The organism is Methylophaga sp. SB9B (genome assembly GCF_004832235.1).
In the GTDB taxonomy this organism is placed as follows: Bacteria; Pseudomonadota; Gammaproteobacteria; order Nitrosococcales; family Methylophagaceae; genus Methylophaga; species Methylophaga muralis.
The window spans coordinates 18,367-38,041 of record NZ_SSXS01000012.1 but is presented as its reverse complement, the minus strand read 5'-3'; the positions used below and the strand labels follow the sequence as shown (position 1 = coordinate 38,041).

Here is a 19,675-nt window from a genome sequence, read left to right as displayed (position 1 = left end):
TCAGCAGCTTCACCACGCAAACTAAATTCAATATGTGGTGGATCACCCAGATGCGGCAGGCTGGATAATTTCAATTGTGGATAATCATTTACGATTTGATTCATCACCGGTAATAAATCTGACTCACTCCTCGCTGCACAAAAATAATTTGTTCGGCCGCAGGACGCTGATTTTTTAAATGGGCATAACGGTTATCCAATACCCACTCCACCATCGGCCAGGCCATTTCAGGAAAGCCCGGCGTGAAGTGATGATTTGCATAAGAAAATCCGGGTATTCTATTGATAGTATTAGGGATTATCTGTGATCCTTCTGGCAGATATCCCATCAAAATACGATTTGGATAGGCGTCTTCGCCAAAACGCGCTTCAATTTCAGCAGTCGCTTCTGGATGAGGAATTAAGGGGACATCAGCAATTTTAGCGACGGTCTGCCGGGTTCTATCATCAGGGTTGCGCCTATACCGCCGAAACTAAATACCAAATCCTCACTACTCATGCTGAAGCGTAATGCCCGTTCCAGTTGCTGAGGATCATCGCCTACGATCAATGTCCAACTCAGCTCTAGTCCGCGTTTAGCCAGCATAATTTGTAATTGATTGAAATGTTTGTCCTGACGTTTACCGCTGAGGATTTCATCACCAATAATCACAGCTCCGATATGCATGTTTACTCCGTTTCTTGTCGATTACGCATAAAATCTGCGGTCTGGGCAAATGAACTCATTAACTGTTCAGCAAAAAATGGTTCCAGATCCATGGTTTTAAGGGCCTGAGCCATGCAGTACAACCATTGATCTCGCTCTTCGATACCAATCGAAAAGGGTAAATGCCGGGCTCTCAATCTAGGATGCCCATATTTCTCTATATATAAGGAAGGGCCTCCCAGCCATCCACTTAAAAACATAAATAGTTTATCTTCGCTGATTTGAATGTTTTGTGGATGTAAACCACGAATTACCTCGGTTTGCCGCGTCTCGCACATGATTGTGTAGAAGGTATGACAGAGTTTTCGAACGCCAGTTTCGCCGCCAATGCGTTCATAGGGTGTTGCGATATTCGCCATGCTTAATCCAATCTCAAATCCAAGCAGTTTACTCTGCATCTATCTACTCATAAAGGCTTATAAGGTTGCGACATGTGGTTTAGACCGGGATAATGAATCGCTCTCTTAGCACAACTTAAGGAGCAATAGCTTATGAGTGAAAGAATTGTCATGCGAACCGGCGAAGCACTAATCGCTGATGGCCCACCATTAACCGCCGCAGAACCTGAAGTCGTTATCGGCGAGCTGGATGGACCGGTTGGAATCGCATTTGCGAATTTGATGGGTGATCAAGTCAAAGGTCATTCACGCGTATTAGCGCTGATGAATACTGATGTTCAAGTTCGTCCGGCCACTATCATGGTCAGTAAAGTAACTGTTAAGAATACCGCCTATACCAATATCCTGATGGGTACAGTCCAAGGCGCGATTGCAAATGGTGTATTGGATGCTGTGCGTAAAGGCATTATTCCTAAAGAAAAAGCCAATGACTTAGGCATCATAGTTTCTGTCTGGTTAAACCCTGGTATCACCACCGTTGAAAATCTGGATCATGAAGCGTTATTTGATGTGCATCGTCGTGCTACGACACGTGCTATCGAGAAAGCGATGAACCATGAACCAAGCATCGATTACTTGCTGGAAAATCAAGACAAACTGGTTCACAAGTATTATCAGAAAGAACTGGATGCGAAAAAATCATAATTGAATTTTTTGCAAAAATTACGGTCGTAGGTATGTAGGTTATTCACAGCCTCGACAAAATTTACGGTTTGTCTGCGAAAGCAGGCAAACCGTTTTTTTTTGCCATGTATAATGCTGCAATGTGAATAACGGCGGTCAGAGAGACAAATGGATTTATATTCCATCGATAAATTGATGCATGAAACGCGACAACTGGCCGCACGCTATCGCCAAACGACCGGTAGCACTTTGCCAGTCACCGGTGAAATTGCTCGGTTTGACGCGGCTAAAGCATTGGATTTACAACTGTTGGATAATTTAAATTCCAGTTTTGATGCGGTTGGCAAAAGCGGTCTTTTAACCGATCAGAAAGTGGTAATTAAAGGCCGCGCCATTTTTGATACCAGCAAATCAACCCCTCGAATCGGCCAACTCAACCCTGCTCAGGAATGGGATGGTGTGTTATTAGTCTTGTTCGATGATGAATATCAACCTATCGAAATGTTTTATGCCACTAAAAACATTATTCAAGACACCATGAATGAACGGGATAGTAATCGTAAAAAACGTGGTGCCATGTCCATTGCTCAGTTCAAAATCATCGGCGAACGCGTTTGGACTGCTGAAAATGGTGCCGAACCTGAAATTTGGGATAATCAGGCTACGTGATTTATAACAGCAGGTTAATGGCGCTTTTCGGAAGTTGTTATGCAGGATGATTTACAACAGATTTTTGCTGAAGGCGGCATTCTTGCAAGGCAAATCAAAGGTTATCATCCACGCCAGGCGCAGCAGGAAATGGCACAACGTATTGCCGATACCTTAGCTTCAGCAACAGTTTTAGTAGCCGAAGCCGGCACCGGAACCGGCAAAACCTTTGCTTATTTAGCGCCAGCCATCTTATCCGGGCAAAAAGTCTTTATTTCCACCGGCACCAAAAATCTTCAAGATCAATTATTTAGACGCGATTTACCGACGCTGCGTAAAGCTTTGGCCGTGCCATTTCAGGCCGCGATCCTCAAAGGCCGTGGTAATTATCTATGTCATCATCGCTTAACGTTGGCAGAACAGGATCCGTTATTACTCTCGCAAACAGACACCTTACGTTCCTTACGTGATTGGTCGCAAAGCTCGAAAAATGGTGATTTGAGCGAATCCGATTTACTGGAAACCCAATCCAACCTGTGGCCGCGAGTGACCTCAACGGTAGATAACTGCCTGGGCCAACAGTGTCCCGAGTATCAGCAGTGCTTTATTGTAGAAGCCCGTCGCCGTGCCCAGGAAGCCGATATCGTGGTAATCAATCATCACTTATTAATGTCTGACTTTGCCTTGAAAACGGCTGGACAAGGTGAGGTATTACCGACAGCTGATGCATTTATTATTGATGAAGCGCATCAATTACCCGCTATTGCCGGGCAGTTTCTCGGTAACCGTATCAGCAGCCATCAAATCGTTGAATTATGTCGTGATAGTGTGCAGGAAATGCAGGAGCATGCAGCAGATAGTCAGCAACTGACTTTACATGCTGAAAAACTACAGGCCAAACTACAATCGCTGCGTTTGCATATTGGCAATGTTGAACAGCGTACGCCTTGGTTGACGCAACTCTATAATGATGAAATAAAAAACTATTTCAATGAGTTAGTAGACTATCTTGAAGTGTTTGAATCAGAGCTTGAACCGCTGGCTGTGCGTAGTCCCGGACTTTCTCAATGTCATGTTCGAGCCAGTGAATTAGTTAATATCATTCAGTTATTCACCGAGCAAAATGACGATAATCTGGTGCTTTGGTTGGATAATCGTCCTACTGGCTTTGTATTGCATGCCACGCCGTTTGAAATCAGTCAGCATTTTCAACAATGGCTGGAAGAAAAGCCGGCTGCTTGGATTTTCACCTCAGCGACCTTAACTGTCGCCGGTAAATTCAATCATTTCTGCCAACATCTGGGTATTGAAAACGCTGAATATGCCAGCTGGGAAAGCCCGTTTGATTATGCCAAACAAAGCCTTTTGTATTTGCCCAATATTCCGGTTGAACCAGCTGATCGACGATACAATCAATACGTTGCTGATATTGCTAAAGAAGTTATTTTGCACAGTCAGGGACGGATCTTTCTACTGTTTACCAGTTATCGAGCTATGCATGAAGTGGCCGAATTATTGGCCGATCTGGATTATCCATTAATGGTGCAGGGGAGTGGGGCGAAAGCTACTTTGCTGGAAGAGTTTCGACAACATGGCAATGCAGTCTTGCTCGGCACCAACAGTTTTTGGGAGGGTGTTGATGTACGCGGTGAAGCCTTATCTTGCGTGTTAATTGATAAAATTCCGTTTGCCTCGCCGGGTGATCCTGTATTGGAAGCACGGATAAATAACTTGAAAGAGCGGGGCGGTAATCCATTTCGCAGTATTCAAATTCCCTCGGCAGTCATCCAGTTAAAGCAGGGAATAGGTCGTCTAATTCGTGATGAACAGGATCATGGTGTATTAGTTCTCTGTGATCCACGGCTTTTAAACAAACCCTACGGTAAAGTGTTTATGCGTAGTTTGCCAGCAATGCCGATCACCCAAGATATCAACCAGGTTGAAGATTTCTTTGTACAGCGACAAGTTAAGAAAGCTGTTTAATTATTAATAATCAATAACTAAACAGCTAAATCTCACATCAAGTCTATAGCGTGTTTCTTCAATATATCTAACGGAATAATTTCGATTGCCCGTTGATGGGTACTCGCCAGAACTACTTTGGGAGCCATGTCATGTTGCTGTGCTTCAAGCCAACGTTGAGCACATAGACACCATCGATCACCAGCTTTTAATCTTGGAAAATTGAAATCCGGCACCGGAGTACTTAAGTCATTACCTCGAAAACGCGAAAACTCGAGAAATGCTTGAGTGACTTCAACACACACCGTATGCGAGCCATAATCCTGAACACTGGTATTACAACATCCATCACGGAAAAAACCAGTGAGTGGATCATGGCTACAGCTTTGCAGAGGTTCGCCCAATACGTTTAAGGCAGGGCTAATATCTAGTTCCATAATTAATCGTATTTAATATATTTAAAACGAGCTTCATCTGGTGTGCCAACCAACGCACCACCTTCAATCAGCCCTGGCTGCCACATAATGACTTCTTCGATTTTACTGGCCAGTTCAAAGTCTTTGTCGGTAATCCCTTTAGCAGCATGATTGGTTAGTTTTACGATAACAAAGGCATAAGAAACGGTGAGGTCAGGGTGGTGAAAGGCAGCTTCAGCCAAATGTCCTACCGTATTAACAACCATTAAAGTGGATTTCCACCCGCTTGTTTTATATTTACGGCGGATCCAGCCATTTTCCAAACTCCAATTAGGTAATTCCGCTTTAAGTCGTTGTTCGACTTCAGCATCAGAATAGGTTTTTTCGTTTTCAGTTTCTCTCCAGCTCATTGTCGGTACCTCATTTTTAGTTAAAGAGTCTATGAATTGACAGTGTAAAGCATTATCAGTTTTCACACTTACAACAGAATTTTGTATTAACCATCATAGCTACATCAATATTGGAATTTGCGTCTTATTACTTTGAGATGGAGTGTGATTTCATCCTTATATAATCTGTTCATATTACGATACTGGTCCATAAACGTAGCAGGTGGCAATTTTTCGTACTATCTAATTTTTTATTCAAAACAATTAAATCTGTTAATTATTGAATCAATAAATAATTTTCTTAATACGAGCTAGCATTTTTATAAACTTAGCCTTTATGGTTTTATCCAAATCTTAGTAAATGAAAGTTCAATGTAATGTTTATAAAAATACTGGTGTTACGGTGGTTGATGATGACTTAAACGTTAACTTGCATTGCAATTAACAAGAAAAGGGCTGGCTTGGAAATTTCAGGTTGCTAAGTACTTACATGCAATATAGATGTTGTTTTGGAATACATAATTTAACATAATATACATTATACGAACTTATGAGTCGGCAAGAAATTTAGCAGATCTCACCCAAAAATCGTTAATTGACAAACAATATGAGATTTAAGACAAACAAAACGAGATATTAAGACAACTACTTTGAGATTTATTATATATGTTGCATATTTAATGCTTTAGGCAAAAAATGGTGTCGAAGTTTAGTCAGATTTTAGAATCCGAGTTTTTTTAGAGGTTTAGTCAGATTTTAGAATCCGAGTTTTTTAGAGACGAAATCAGTTTAAGTTCTTTCCTTGTCACTCCTCCTTTATACGTGTCTGGCCCCTACTAGTTGTTATGGCACTAATGGATTAACTATAAATAGCTACTTTTAATCCTGAAGCATTGATATTACTTCTAATAGCTGGATGTTCTTCAGGAGAATATGCCTTGTCATCAAGAAATATTGCCAAATGATCTTTGCCAAGGATATATAACTGGTAAATACTTGATTTGTAATTAATCCCTATATGACTATCCGGTAATTTTCGAATGGGTCGTTCAGTGATTTCTTGAATTAGCTCTTCTCTTTTTGAGTTATTCCATACAAATATCTTTTGCTTAAATATACTGTGTTTACCTTCATATATTTCAAATGCTTTTAGCAGGGTTTCGCCTCTCTCACGCTCTGGCTTTGTTGCAATAGGCTTGGTAAGCAACCAGTTTGCAAGATATTTCACTGCTTTCATATCTCCTAATTGAACAGCTTTATCCAGATTTCTTACCATTGCTATGGTATCACCCGTATACCTATACAGTTCTGCGAGACGGTTGTTTTCATATATTTCAAACTCTTTTCTTGAAGCTGGTTTGTTTTTCTTCTCCAAAGCCAAGTACATTTGCATCCATGACTCAAGTAATTCATTCCGTTGTTGAAGCAAATTATCTGATGGCTTTGGCAGACCTTTACTAGGGTCATATTTGCTCGAAGCAGGTGGTAGACCATCAAACCTGTTTACTCCCTTGTCAGGGAAAATTTTAAAGTTAGTCCTAAGCCAAGATTCACAAGCCCATTGCCATAAAAAAACATGGTCATGGACGCTTAGCTCAAACAAGCTTGTAATATGTTCAATTGAAAGCTTTTCATTTCGAAGAAGTAAATTGGTATGTCTTTTGTTGTTTGGAAATAAACGAATTTCGCTTGCTGTTCCTCGCATGAACTCAACAATAATGTAATCTGTAAGTTCAAAGATTATAATTTCAGATTTTTCATCATCTTTATAAAATTGATGCAAGCCTTCAAACTCATAACCAAATTCATTTTGAAGATTATATGTCTCTTTGGGCACATATACTTTTACTGAAAGAAAACTATCCTTGTAGTGTGACCAGAATTTTCTTCTTGCTTGGATTTTCTTAACTTCTGTCTCGCTCAGTTCCAATGCTCTTGCAACATTATTGCTAGTTAAAAATGAAGAAAGCTGGTTTACATAATGGAAGTCAGTAATTTTTATCAGTTCGCGAAGTCTTTTTTTTGCTTCACCAGAAAGGTCAAACCAGAGACTTTCTTCGTGTGTGGGATCGCAATTTATTTCAAGCCAATCGATTATTCGTTGAGAACGATTTAGGCCTTCTACTCTCAGGAGAATATTGTTCATAGTTTCAATACGAACCTGAGAACTCAGTTCCTGAAGCACCTTAATCAACCACTCAGCATGAAGCTCAACAACCAACTCTGAGGCAATAGCTTTAAGAGCATTACAGATATTGAAATATAGCTGTGTACATTTTGCTAAGTTCAATTTATTCAGATACTCAGAAGGACTGACTCCTTTTTGCATGGTTAACCTAGCAATTTGCTCATAAAGCTCATCTCGAGCCAATATTAAAAGCTCCACACGAGCTCGATCTCTATCGCTTATCTCATAATTTAATAACAGCTCAATATTGGTGACTAGCGTGAATGGGAAAACCTCCCCGTTAGATTCAAGGCTTAACGCAGCTCTGAACAAAACCAGGTTTAACACACTGGGTTCTTTCAATGCAGCTTTGAGTATTAAAACAGCCAACAAATTAATATCTTCAGAGTTATTTTTCTCTTCCGATAGGAAGTCGCTCTCGAGAAGGTATATCCATTCAATTATTTGAATTTCACGCCAACGGTCTTCGCGTAAAAGCTCAATAATGAGCTCAAGTGACTTTGGTGGAAATTTGCTTTTATCTACTGTCGAGTTAACAGGCCCAGCAATATATTCCACTGCCAACTGCATCATTTGTCCTGGACGAACCTGTGATGGCTTCTTAAAAGAAATGCCTACTTGATCCAACTCTAGCTACCCACAATCCGCTGTTCAAGAAACCACTGGAGGAATCGCTCACTTTTGAATTGAAAACGGAAAAGTACTTTTCGATCCTCGGCATCATCTTGAGTTTGGTTTGCTTCAATTTCTCCTCTTCCTGAAGCCAATATTTTATTAAGGAAAGTATCCTTCTCAGGGAAATTCATATCAGCGATCACATCGTATACACTCTGAGATCGATCTAGGCTGAGTTTCATATTTGATTGATTGCTACCCGCAGAACTAGTGTGCCCCTCAATAACAACATACACAATCTCATCTGAAACCTGCTGATTTGTGAAAAGTGCTTTGCTATATACCGGTATAAATTTGCTCAGAAACTCCTTACCCGCAGGTTTTAGGATTGAAGAAGCTGAGTCGAATAACAAAGAGTCTAAAATGCTTATATCGCCGGTTTCAGGATTGATTTTGGCATTGATACCTTCGTCATTGAGGTTTTTCTGAAGTGATTGAATTATTACTATCCGACTGTTTTTTGCTTGTTCTGCAGCCTCTTGCAACGACAAAAGTGCAACTATAAACAACAAAGCAAATATCATTAAAAGTGCAGACATCAGGTCACCAATCGATAACCATGCCCCCGTTTCATCAATCTCAAGTTCAGAAGTCTTAAGCAAGTTTTCTTTCACTTACTTCATCCTTGAGATTATTTGCTGAAACATTTTGTAGTTCAATTTGCTGCATGGCTGTTACCAACATATTTGCCGCCTCAGCAAGCTTGCCATGCACTTTTGCTGCTGCATCATCAAAATTTTCAAAGAAGCTTTGATGTGTTTCATTTGCCGTGTTGAAATATTTGTTCATCTCCTCTGGCATCCGCTCCGTAATCATATTGAAGCTTTTTGTGGCTAGTTCGTACTCTCTTCTTAGCTTGCCAACCTGGTTACTTACCACCCCTGCAGCTTCTTCAAGCTGACTATAAATTGAAGATTCTGTCATACCAACGGCTTCAACAAGTCTTTCGACTGTAATAACACCTTCAGTCAGTTTTTGATGTTGCTCAGTGATTTCGGTTAAGTGATTCTGTCTTAATTTATGCTCTTCCATGAATACATCCCTGAATTGTTCAACCGTTTCCGATAAGCCATCTTTTTGTTTACTCAAAACATCTTCAAGCAGATTCGACTGGCTCTCAAAAAAGGCAACAAGATTAGCCTGATACTCATTTCTAAACCTTTCCAGTTCTGTTTGAACAACTTCTGACATTGACTGAACCTTATTATCTAAATCGGCTAATCCATTTAATAAACTTTCCCTGGCATCAGTCATTAACTTAGTGGACTCTTCACCGATTTGCCCCAGTGTCCTGTTCTGATCAACAAAGGCTTCACTTGCAATTCGAGCACTTTCCTCAAATGCTTCACGTTGTGCCTTCATCCCTTCAATGCTGCTAGCCATGGCAGTTTTAATTTCAGCAGAAACGTGTTTAAGCACTTCACTAGTCTGTGAATTGAATTCACTTAATGTTTCTTTCAGTGATAAGGCAAACTCTTGCAGTGTCGTTAATGAATTTGTTTGAAAATCAGTCAATGAATTGATAGATAGAATCAGTTGGTCGTGCCGCTCACCCTGCTCTCTCATCGTAGCCTCAAACGATTCAGTATTATTTTGAACGGTAATAGCCAATGTTTTAACGCTTGTTTCAATTGGATCAAGGAATGATTGTTTCATCTGTTCTAACAGAATTGTTACAACTTCCTCCGCATGTTTTTCTTTGATTTCGCGAAGTACTTTCAATTCTTGAGTTATTTCTTTAACAGAGGGTGCGAGCTCCTTCTCAACAGCCTGACCAACTGCTTCACCTATAATGACAGCCAGATTATTTGTACTGTAAGTATCTTGTTTTTCATTAAGCCGAGTTAGGATTGTTAATATCTCAGTATTCGATTCAATATTAGATTTCGCAGCCTCAACCTGCAGCTTTGCTAACTCATTTTGGTTGGCTGGTATTATACTTTGCAGCAACATCAACCCATTGACCTCACGACAATATTTCGCCAGTAAGTTAGAAGCTCGGTCTTTGGAACGTTGCTTAAGCCAAACATTGAGAGCCAGCACCAACATAAAAGTTAAAGCCGTCAACATCCCTATAAGCGATGTAAAAAAAGCGGTTTTCATACCATTTAGTAGTGTCGTAGCTGACTGCATTAGGGCCTGTGAACTACTTGCTGGTTCAAAACTACTTAGCCCAATTGTAATCCCCCAAAATGTTCCTAATACACCAGCGGTTGTTAGGAGAGCAGGAACAAATCGATAAGGGGATGCAGGAATAGATGGCAATAAAGTTTCATTAGAAGAAGCAATTAAGTATTTACCATCATCATCTCTTTTTAACTGTTTTTGCCCGTCTAAATCATAATCCTGCAAAAAATTGCCACTTACAACCTGTCTTGAATGGTAAGTTTTGAAAGCTATATCTATTTTTTCAGGTTTGGTTTTAAGCCAGTTCGCAATTTCCTTTGCGGCTCTTAATTTCATTAAGTACCTTATGCTGAGAAGCGTTTCAGTTAAAATAAAAAACAGAAAGCTAGTAATTATTATGAAAATAATAGCCTGACTTAAAAAGTCCAGCTCAGCGGTAACACTCCAAAACATCTCTAACATAACTTTCTCACTTAATAAGCTTTTGCAATTCTTCTGCAGTGAATAATTCTTCTGCAAGCCTTACTGGAAAATGTTCGGCATCTTTTCGCACCAATCCAGTTGGAAGTGTCACAGCTTCAATTAATCTGATGCTGTAAAGCATCTCCCCCTCGAGATTGTCTTCGTCATGCTTTAAATAGCATCTGGAAGGAAAGTTTCTTAATAAACTGGCTTGTAAACATGACTTTCTATTCCGCAACGCATTAGTTATCGAGCTTTTCTCAGAATAATTCTCACGCGCTTGTTTCCAGGCATGATTGAAGGTAATTATCTGATTTAAAGTCCTTTCAAAGTCATCCATCTTTAATTACCCGGTCTCATAATCGTCCGTCTACCTGAACCAACTTTCTTAAACTTGCCTGCATAGCAGCTTTAAATGCAGCATCTTGTGCAAGTAACTTATAAAGCTCTATTTCATTTCTGCGATGCTTGAGCATTACATCTTCAAATATTTTATCGAAGGCAAGGTCACGATTATGATGATCGTGATTATTTTGATATTTAGATTCAAAATCCGGGTGTGCTCGAATACTGTCAGCAATACTAACGAACTTTATACGTTGCTCTTCAGGCGTAGCGCTCCAACCTTGAAACCAACGCTCGTTAAAGGAACGTATTATTTCATCCAGAGGATCTTTAATTTGCTCTCCATGGGTACCTCGAGGATTTGGATTCGTGGGGTCAAGCTCTGAATCAGAATCATCCAATCCAATTTTGTGATTGAGTTTAACTCTCTCCAGACCATATGAAGAGAGGTCTACTGCGTTCAGCAATTCATCAATCTGATCTTTTTCTTTATCTTTTATCTTTAACTTGGGTATTAAAAACTTAAGAAACCAGAAAAGTTTTTCCCATTCCACCACCTGGTAAGGCATGATCGAAGCCATTTGCCCGTATACCTTCACAAATTGCTTCGCTTTAATCTTGAAGTCTGCTTTTTCATCATCCTCTAAATTAAGTTCAGTATTAAAGCGTGCGGCAGCTATATCGATTATTGGGCTTAATTGATCTGCGTTTGCACTATCGAAGTAAAGCTCATTGAAAGCTTCTATTTCATGCGTTTCATAAACACCTACTTCATCAAGTGCATCTTTCAAATCATGTAAGACATTTACATCTGTTGCTTTCGACAAACTGGTCGCAGTGTAAAAAGGATCAAAAGCCGCTTTAATATCATCGACAGAATTAAAGAAATCAAGAACAAACAGATCCTCAGTTCTTTTTTGTAGCGATGGTGCTGAGCGATTAAGTCTCGATAGTGCCTGAACCGCCATTACACCCTGGAGCTTCTTATCAACATACATGGCTGAAAGTTTTGGCTGATCAAAGCCCGTCAGATATTTGTTAGCAACCACCAAAAGCCGATAATCATCTTTATCGAAATGCTCTCGGGTATCTGACTCACCGAAGCCATTCACATCCGCTTCTGTATATTCATTACCATCAACTTCTTTTTTTCCCGAGAATGCCAACAATATTTTGAAAGGTTCACCGCGTTTCTTGAGCAAATCTGAAATTGCATGATAGTATCGAATGGCAGTTTCAATATTCTGAGTGACAACCATTCCTTTCGCTTTACCCCTCAGTTTTTTCGGATTGACCATGTTAGAAAAAAATGATCCAGAATAATCTCAGCTTTGATTTTTATTGTCTGTTTATTTTGCTCAACATAGGCACGGAGCTTTTTTTGCGCTTTGCTGGTATCAAAAAGTGGATTATCTTCAATTGACTTCTGTATCTCGTAATAACTTTTATATGTTGTGTAATTAGCTATTACATCCAAAATAAAGCCCTCTTCTATCGCCTGCTTCATTGAATACAAATGAAAAGGGATGAATGAACCATCGGGCTGCTCTTGGCCGAACTTTTCCAAAGTATTGTTTTTGGGTGTTGCTGTGAAGGCCAAATAGGAAGCGTTTCCCCTCATTTTGCGAGATTGCATTGCTGCTATGATTTTGTCTTGAGCATCTTCATTTTCATTATCCTCTGAGCGGCCCATCGCACGATTCATATTGTCATGTGCTGTACCTGATTGTGAGCTGTGCGCCTCATCAATGATTACAGCAAAGCGCTTCTCGCTTAGATCAGAAATTCCGTCAATGATGAATGGAAATTTTTGAATGGTTGTGATAATGATTTTTTTACCATTTTCGAGCGCTGACTTAAGATCAGCTGACTTATTCGCATGAGCGACAATATTCTTAACTTCCGAAAAGTCTTTGATATTATCCCGAATTTGTTTATCAAGTAAGCGTCGGTCGGTAACCACAATGACGGAATCAAACAATGGTTCCTCAATACTACGCCCGCCCGGCACCTGTTCATTATCAGGATATGTTTCGATTAACTGATATGCTGCCCAAGTAATAGAATTTGATTTTCCTGAACCGGCTGAATGCTGTATCAAATAGGTATGTCCGAGTCCATTCTCTGATGCATGGGCGATTAACTTTCGCACTACATCCAACTGATGGTATCTCGGGAAAAAAAGTGTACGCCTATCAAGTGAATCTTTAACCGAACCATCAAGCCTGACGAAGTGTTGAATAATATTTACCAAACTCAACTTGGTAAATATTTCTTCCCATAAATAGGCTGTTTTGTGACCTTTAGGATTGGGCGGATTTCCCTGACCGAGGTTGTGGCCTTTATTGAAGGGCAGAAAAAAGTACTTTTTCCAGCCAGTTTGGTCGTCATGTATACCTCATCGGTATCTAACGCCATATGCACAAGGCATCGACCAAAATTTAAGAGCGGCTGCTTGGCATCTCTGTCATCACGATATTGTTTTTGGCCATGATAACGAGCTGTTTGCCCTGTCCAGGCATTCTTTAACTCCAGAGTGATTAATGAGATACCATTCAGAAACAACACCATATCAATTTCTTGCAATGGGTTTGCAAGTGAATAACGCACCTGACGGGTGCAACTAAAAATATTGGTTTCGAAATTATTTTTAATGCTTTGACTGCTACTTGCCAAGGGAGCTGGGTACATCAAGTCGAAGTGCGCATCATCGACACTTAAACCTTTTTTCAAAAGCTGCAAAATGCCATGCTTTTTGATTAATCTATCAAAGCGATCCAAGAACTTTCTCTGCCAATCAATCGGGCTATTCTTTTTAAGCCTTTCTAATTGTGGTGCCTGAGTCTGTTCAAGAAACCGCCAAAACAACTTTTCATCAATCGCATATTGAATATTAAAGTCAGCAGGTAAACCAATTTCGAATCCATTATTGGCAACATCGTACTCAGCAGGTGTTTGCTTAACATCTTCACCGGATCTACTCGTTTGAGGATTTGTGCCGGTCAAAGCCCGCTCAATAGCCGCTTCAAGTGCCAGTTCATTTGTAGCTGATACCATTGTGTATCCTTTTATTCCTGCAGGTCTGGTTTAATTTGATTAATTTCATCTGGCAAGCTACGACCAGTTATCTTAAGTGCATCACTAGCTTGTTGTAACGATGGCTTCATCGCTTGTTCAAAGCGTGTCATGTGCTCAATATGCCATTGAATACTTTGTGGCCAAACTTCTTTGTTATAACCATCTGCCTCAACACAAAATTGAATGCGTGACATTTTTTTATCATCTAATCGCATCCAGTGTAGTGGCTGACCAAACCGCTGTTCAATTTCAGCTTTTTGGCCATACAAATAATCGAACAAGAATTTATTTTCTTCTGTCTGACTACGACTGATGGACAACTCAACTCGGAGCTCTTTTTGTAAAAAAATCAGATTATAAGGACAACCACTCAGTCCTGATCCCGCTGACTGCCAGTGATCTTTGCCAGGGCTGATATTGTTGTAAAGGGTACATGGGCTTTTTTGGAAAGCATCCAGCGCCAGTTGCCAATATTCATGGCGAATGTTGTAGCGGTTTTTGAGTACCACTTCTGTGCTTTTTTCTTCTGCTTCCTTAGCACGAATACTAATCATCAGCTCCTTGGCTTCTGGTGGCGGGATGATTTGATCGATATTGATAAGCAGTTGTTCACCAAGCGAATAAGGTGTGACTTTAAAACATTGGATACTAATGCCTTGTTCCAGCAGCCAAAGCGCAGTACTGGTCACTTCTTTTCTGAAATTGGCTGCCACCAGCATTAACCGTTGGCTGCTCCCCAGATTTAACTTCACCTCGTCCAAATCTGGCGCATTCAGAAACTCACAAATTTTACTGCCAGCATTATGCGGCATGTTCATCAGATCAATTTGACCTAAAACAGGCTCATACCTGTCCAAATACTGCTGGTAGATGTCAACAATCTGGCCTTTGGTCAGGTTGGCACAATAAGAGGCATACTTTATCGCCTGCCACACCACATCTCGCCCTGAATCATCAAGCTTATTTTCTATAATAACCAGATTGCCATCTTTATCGAGGGCTAACAAATCCAGGCGTTCACGGGTGTCATCAAAACCGTCGAACTCCTTTTGGATGATGAGCAACTCTTCACCCAATGCGTCCGGCTGGTGCGCCAGCCATTCTTGCAGATGCTTACGCTCTGTAAAACCCAGCTCGCTGAATTTTTTCGTCTTAACCGGGCTGATACGATTGGTTTGATGATTTAACGTAAACATATTGCTTCCTTACTCAGCTTTCAGCCATTTCTGGGGTGATTTTGATTTTGCCGGTGACGGTGCTATTGATCAGGGTGATTTTGTATTCTTTGAGTTTTTCGATTTGAGCCAACTGAGAATCTAGTGCCAAGTTGATTTTCTTTGTTTGTTCATTCAGGTAAGCCATAATTTCATTTTGCTCTTTATAGCTGGGGTAGCCCATTTTCATTGCAAAAAGCATATGGCCATAGAATCTAAGCCTAGAGGAATGAAGCCCTGTGGATACCTTGTTGTAGTACTCTACATAATTAACGCTTTTTAACAGGTTCTCTAAATAATCGGGATTGAAGGTATTTTCTACTTTCTGTCGAAATACGCCGTATGAAGGACTAACAATACCAACACAATCAGAAACTCCCAAAGCTCCCATCCATGCCCACATTATGTTAATGACTAAATCGTTCTCCCGACAAAGCTTTGAACCCGTGTAATCTTCTGCCATAAACATCGATACGTTCTTTTCAGATCGAGGTGTAACTCCAGTCTTGTGTGAAACAGACAACAACTCTTCAACACCAGTCTTGGAGCGTTCATCAATCTCTTCAAATATGTACTTTGCCCTTCTAACCTCCCAATGCTCTGGAATCTTGCCAATCCAGTCCACACCAGAATCTTTCATGGGCACACTTGAATCAAGCCCTCGCGTGACAGCCTGTTGGATGATGATCTGCTTACGCTCTTTAAGCAGGCTGATTTGTTGCTCTTTGATGGCAATCGCGTCGTCGATTTGAGCGGTTTTTTGGTCTAGGTAGTTAGCAATTAGGAACTGTTCTTCGGTTGTTGGCAAAAAGACCAAAGCTCGTTTTAATTGCGGCCAATATAGGTTTCTCTGAATTGTTCCTACGCCTTTTGAGCTAACTAAGTAATTAGCTACCATTGCCCCATCTCTGAATAGATAGTTACCAAAACGAGGGACTATATCTTCCGATAAAGAAAGTATTAAGTAGGCGGGGCTGACTATTCCTCGGTAATCAGAAACACCGACTGAACCACGCCAAGCTTGCTGATTATTTAAAACAAAGTCACCTGGCTCTACCAACTGATACTTAGTCAAATCAGAACTGGTAGCATTTGTACGTTTTGCATCAATGTCATCGAATTTTATTACACCTTTGTTCAAATAGACTGATAAAAGCTCTTCATTTTCATTATTAGAAATTGATTTTAATTTCGATTTTGCACACAAAGGAAATGAATTCCAGTGAGCTGGTATGGCTCCTAACCAATCCACTCCAGAATCTTTATAAGCCTCATATTTCGGCATCAACGCTAAACATTCCATTACGCTTCTCCCTGAACTTCCGCCACTTTCACGCCCAATATCTGCGCAATGAGACCTTCGGCTTTTTGTTCTAGGTTGATGATGTCAGTTGCGACCTCTTCTAAACTACGCAGCGGTTTATGACGGTAGAAATACTTATTGAAGCTGATTTCATAACCAATTTTCACCGTATCCAGGTTTATCCATGCTTCATCAACATGAGGTTTCACTTCATCTAGGAAGTACTGGTAGATGCTATGCTTCAATGGAACAGATTCTGTGTCACGAAGGTCTGAGTTCGTCTCGTAAGTGATGAACTCGCCTTTTTTACCGCCTTCTGTTGTAGGAATGGGGTAATAGCCAAAGTCAGGCAGGTCAGCTACTTCGCACTCATAGCGATCCAGCAGGTCGTTTAATTTATCACCCGTTAATTTAACGATCTTTTTAATGACTTTCTTGGCGGTTTCGTCATACCAGCTTACCGCATTCAGGATGGCATTTTTCTCAGGTGCTGAAAGCTTAATCGCACGGGTTTTTAGCGATTTATCAACTTGGGTTTTAAAGCTATTAAAGTCATCAAATTCAATGCTACCGATGTCAGCCATCAGCGTTTGTGCAGTTTCAAGCAACGCTTTTAGCGCCAGCCAGTGTTTCACATCAAGCAGTTTGGCCTTAGCCTTAGCATTGAGACTGATGTCGTTCTCTTCACACCAGGAAAGAATGTCCTTCTCAATGGATTTTAAGAAGCTCTTTTTCTGATCAGAACCATAGCCAGTTTTTTCGTAAACACGTTCTCCGTGCTCTGCGTACACGTACTCCATCACTTCACTAAGCTGCTTATCAAAACGCAGTGGAGCTATCGCATCTTGAGTGAACTTGGCTCTGCGGCGATCTGGGCACTCGATAGTGACTTTGTAGTAGCCAAAGTCGTCATTACTAAACACCTTACTGGCGATGCCGATAGGGTCGTTGTTTGCATCAAGTGCTCTTTCAACGTCCACACACGCGAGGTAAGTATCGGTAATTTCAGTGATGTGCTCAGGAGCAAATTCACAGTTTTTGTTACCCAGATTTTTACGCAATTTACGGTACAGCAGGCTGGCATCAATCAACTGCACCTTACCTTTGCGAGCATCAGGTTTATTGTTGTTCAAAACCCAAATGTAAGTGGTAATACCGGTGTTGTAGAACAAGTTATTGGGTAATTGAACAATGGCCTCTAACATGTCGTTTTCAATGATGAATCGGCGAATGTTGCTCTCTCCACCGCCGGCATCACCGGTAAATAGTGATGAGCCATTATGGACAGAAGCAATACGACTGCCTAAAGGACTAGCTTGTGGTGACTTCATCTTGCTGACCATTTCCATGAGAAACAGCAATTGGCCATCGCTTGAGCGGGGTGTTGCATCCTCCTCTTCTTCGTTACCCCAATAGTCTTTGAGTTTGATTTTAAAGCGAGGATCAATAACATCAGAGCCTTCTTTAATGTACTTAAGATCTGAAGCCCAGCTTTTGCCATACGGTGGATTTGAGAGCATAAAATCAAAACGCTGTGCTGCAAACTCATCGGTCGATAAGGTGGAACCGACCTTGATGTTCTCGGGATTATTTCCCTTTATCATCATGTCTGACTTACAAATAGCATAGGTCTCGTCATTGATTTCTTTACCGTACAGATGAACGTCACGGTTATCATTTGGGTATTTTTCTTCAATGAAATTTTGCGACTCGGTAAGCATGCCGCCACTACCACAGGCAGGATCATATATGGTCATAGTCAGAGGAAGCTGATTTTTCACGGGGTCGAAAACCAAATGAGTCATCAGTTCAATCACTTCTCGCGGGGTGAAATGTTCACCTGCTTCTTCGTTGTTCTCTTCGTTAAACTTTCGGATCAACTCTTCAAACACATAACCCATGCCCAAATTCGACAACGCTGGCAGTTTGTTGCCATCAGGATCTTCGATTACGTCCGGTGTCAGGTTGATATAAGGCGAAACGAACTTTTCGACCACATCCAGCAATACATCTTTGTTCGCCATATGCTTAATTTTGCTTTTAAGCTCAAAGCGCTCGACGATTTCTTTAACGTTATCGCTAAAACCAAGCAAATACTCTTCAAAGTTTGCCAATAAAATCTGTTGGTTATTGGTCGCTGTACTAAACAGGGTTTTTAAAGTCCATTTTGAGGTGTTGTAAAACACATAACCCGAAGCATCACATAACCCTCGTGGGTCAAGCTCTGTTAGGCCGATTTCCTTTTGCTGGAAATCGACTTCTTCGAGTACATTTTGTTTATTAGACTCTAATAAGCTATCGAGACGTCGCAGCACCAACATCGGCAGAATGACGTCCCGGTATTTACCACGCACATAAACATCACGTAGACAGTCGTCAGCGATTGACCAGATAAAAGAGACAAGTTTGTTGTGACTGCTGTGATCCATGAGTTAGAGCGGTTCCTATTGTTATCGTGAGTATTACTAAATGATGGCCATCTGCCAGTTACTGATAAATTGAAATGTCGGTTGGCCAGTCACCGGCATTTTTCAACTTCATATTTGGCAAATATTGAGAATGCGTGCGAGCTGTCCCTCAGCATCTAAATTGAAGTCAAAACCATTATTGTCGCGATTGAATGTTGAGGCTTCCCAGTACCCCATGCCTTGGTCAAATGCTAATTTCCATTTAGCACCAGAAGCAAATTCCAGAGTCAGGATACGGCGATGCGTTAGATCTGAAGTACGGTTATGAATCTCAATGCTCGGTTTTAGCTCATATCGCAGCTGAATCCACTTGGTAACTGTCTGTTGCATTTCATATATGTCAGGCCAGTTATGCCATAGAAGATGTGAGGAGCTATTTGAGTTATCAGCAACCGTTTCCAATACCACATGCTTGGTTTGGTCGTTTCGAAATGCCTCAAGAAAAGCCATTAAAACCATAACATTCCAGGGGGACTTCAAATAACGATCCTGATAATGAATGCTAATGACCTTGTCTTTTTTCAGCAGACTGGCAAAGCCGGGTGCTTTGATTTCTAATAAAGCAACAAACGCGTCTGCAAGTTGGGGCAATGGTACATTTAACTCGCTCTTCACCTCTGTAACTTCAGCACTTGCAGGGGTTTGCTGCCAACCAGAAGTATTCATGGGTTTT

At 40.8% G+C, this 19,675-nt stretch carries 19 protein-coding genes; 3 read left to right on the top strand and 16 right to left on the bottom strand.

Going from position 1 to position 19,675, the window contains the following annotated elements; translation table 11 throughout:
- Nucleotides 1–103: 103 nt before the first annotated feature.
- The 3 genes from E8Q33_RS16485 to E8Q33_RS12375 all read right to left on the bottom strand — a co-directional run bounded on the left by E8Q33_RS16485 (nucleotide 104) and on the right by E8Q33_RS12375 (nucleotide 1,064).
- Nucleotides 104–226: a hypothetical protein gene (locus tag E8Q33_RS16485; RefSeq protein ID WP_256369463.1), complete on the bottom strand. Its 123-nt coding sequence runs from the start codon at nucleotides 224–226 to the stop codon at nucleotides 104–106.
- A gap of 173 nt (nucleotides 227–399) precedes the next feature.
- Entirely contained in the window at nucleotides 400–666 is a 267-nt protein-coding gene (locus tag E8Q33_RS16190; protein ID WP_247870090.1) for a molybdopterin-binding protein, read from the bottom strand.
- A 2-nt stretch (nucleotides 667–668) separates the two neighbouring features.
- Nucleotides 669–1,064, bottom strand: a complete 396-nt coding sequence (locus tag E8Q33_RS12375) for a group II truncated hemoglobin (protein ID WP_136555197.1) — start codon at nucleotides 1,062–1,064, stop codon at nucleotides 669–671.
- Nucleotides 1,065–1,196: 132 nt separating this feature from the next.
- Between E8Q33_RS12375 and fae the strand changes: the two genes are divergently transcribed.
- The 3 genes from fae to E8Q33_RS12360 all read left to right on the top strand — a co-directional run bounded on the left by fae (nucleotide 1,197) and on the right by E8Q33_RS12360 (nucleotide 4,358).
- Entirely contained in the window at nucleotides 1,197–1,748 is a 552-nt protein-coding gene (fae, locus tag E8Q33_RS12370; RefSeq protein ID WP_069295990.1) for a formaldehyde-activating enzyme, read from the top strand.
- 147 nt (nucleotides 1,749–1,895) lie between these two features.
- Nucleotides 1,896–2,396 carry a hypothetical protein gene (locus E8Q33_RS12365; RefSeq protein WP_069295991.1) on the top strand — a complete coding sequence of 167 codons (501 nt, stop codon included), beginning with the start codon at nucleotides 1,896–1,898 and terminating at the stop codon, nucleotides 2,394–2,396.
- Nucleotides 2,397–2,435: 39 nt separating this feature from the next.
- Entirely contained in the window at nucleotides 2,436–4,358 is a 1,923-nt protein-coding gene (locus tag E8Q33_RS12360) for an ATP-dependent DNA helicase (protein WP_136555099.1), read from the top strand.
- 32 nt (nucleotides 4,359–4,390) lie between these two features.
- On the opposite strand, the gene E8Q33_RS12355 is transcribed toward E8Q33_RS12360, so the two are convergent.
- The 13 genes from E8Q33_RS12355 to E8Q33_RS15695 form a co-directional block, all read right to left on the bottom strand.
- Nucleotides 4,391–4,762 carry a DUF2237 family protein gene (locus E8Q33_RS12355; protein WP_211116168.1) on the bottom strand — a complete coding sequence of 124 codons (372 nt, stop codon included), beginning with the start codon at nucleotides 4,760–4,762 and terminating at the stop codon, nucleotides 4,391–4,393.
- A gap of 14 nt (nucleotides 4,763–4,776) precedes the next feature.
- Nucleotides 4,777–5,163: a 4a-hydroxytetrahydrobiopterin dehydratase gene (locus E8Q33_RS12350; RefSeq protein WP_136555095.1), complete on the bottom strand. Its 387-nt coding sequence runs from the start codon at nucleotides 5,161–5,163 to the stop codon at nucleotides 4,777–4,779.
- Nucleotides 5,164–6,001: 838 nt separating this feature from the next.
- Complete coding sequence (locus tag E8Q33_RS12345; RefSeq protein WP_136555093.1) at nucleotides 6,002–7,957, bottom strand: EH signature domain-containing protein; 1,956 nt, start codon at nucleotides 7,955–7,957, stop codon at nucleotides 6,002–6,004.
- 2 nt (nucleotides 7,958–7,959) lie between these two features.
- Entirely contained in the window at nucleotides 7,960–8,619 is a 660-nt protein-coding gene (locus tag E8Q33_RS12340) for an OmpA family protein (RefSeq protein WP_211116164.1), read from the bottom strand.
- Nucleotides 8,600–10,594, bottom strand: coding sequence for a MotA/TolQ/ExbB proton channel family protein (locus tag E8Q33_RS12335; protein ID WP_136555091.1), 1,995 nt, complete (start codon nucleotides 10,592–10,594; stop codon nucleotides 8,600–8,602). The genes E8Q33_RS12340 and E8Q33_RS12335 overlap by 20 nt, the downstream gene beginning before the upstream one ends.
- 7 nt (nucleotides 10,595–10,601) lie before the next feature.
- Nucleotides 10,602–10,934 (bottom strand): hypothetical protein, encoded by a 333-nt coding sequence (locus E8Q33_RS12330; RefSeq protein ID WP_136555088.1) that lies wholly within the window; start codon nucleotides 10,932–10,934, stop codon nucleotides 10,602–10,604.
- A gap of 16 nt (nucleotides 10,935–10,950) precedes the next feature.
- On the bottom strand, nucleotides 10,951–12,237 hold the full coding sequence (locus E8Q33_RS15710) for a type I restriction endonuclease subunit R (protein WP_211116163.1): 1,287 nt from the start codon (nucleotides 12,235–12,237) through the stop codon (nucleotides 10,951–10,953).
- Nucleotides 12,216–13,091, bottom strand: coding sequence for a DEAD/DEAH box helicase family protein (locus E8Q33_RS15705; protein WP_211116162.1), 876 nt, complete (start codon nucleotides 13,089–13,091; stop codon nucleotides 12,216–12,218). The genes E8Q33_RS15710 and E8Q33_RS15705 overlap by 22 nt, the downstream gene beginning before the upstream one ends.
- Before the next feature lie 104 nt (nucleotides 13,092–13,195).
- Entirely contained in the window at nucleotides 13,196–13,945 is a 750-nt protein-coding gene (locus E8Q33_RS15700) for a type I restriction endonuclease (protein ID WP_211116161.1), read from the bottom strand.
- A 62-nt stretch (nucleotides 13,946–14,007) separates the two neighbouring features.
- Nucleotides 14,008–15,213 (bottom strand): DUF4268 domain-containing protein, encoded by a 1,206-nt coding sequence (locus tag E8Q33_RS12320; RefSeq protein WP_136555086.1) that lies wholly within the window; start codon nucleotides 15,211–15,213, stop codon nucleotides 14,008–14,010.
- A 13-nt stretch (nucleotides 15,214–15,226) separates the two neighbouring features.
- The gene (locus E8Q33_RS12315) at nucleotides 15,227–16,534 is read right to left on the bottom strand and encodes a restriction endonuclease subunit S (RefSeq protein WP_211116160.1); all 1,308 of its coding nucleotides are present in this window, start codon (nucleotides 16,532–16,534) and stop codon (nucleotides 15,227–15,229) included.
- Nucleotides 16,534–18,963: a class I SAM-dependent DNA methyltransferase gene (locus E8Q33_RS12310; RefSeq protein WP_136555084.1), complete on the bottom strand. Its 2,430-nt coding sequence runs from the start codon at nucleotides 18,961–18,963 to the stop codon at nucleotides 16,534–16,536. The genes E8Q33_RS12315 and E8Q33_RS12310 overlap by 1 nt, the downstream gene beginning before the upstream one ends.
- A gap of 108 nt (nucleotides 18,964–19,071) precedes the next feature.
- Nucleotides 19,072–19,668 (bottom strand): hypothetical protein, encoded by a 597-nt coding sequence (locus E8Q33_RS15695; protein WP_211116159.1) that lies wholly within the window; start codon nucleotides 19,666–19,668, stop codon nucleotides 19,072–19,074.
- Nucleotides 19,669–19,675 lie beyond the last annotated feature (7 nt).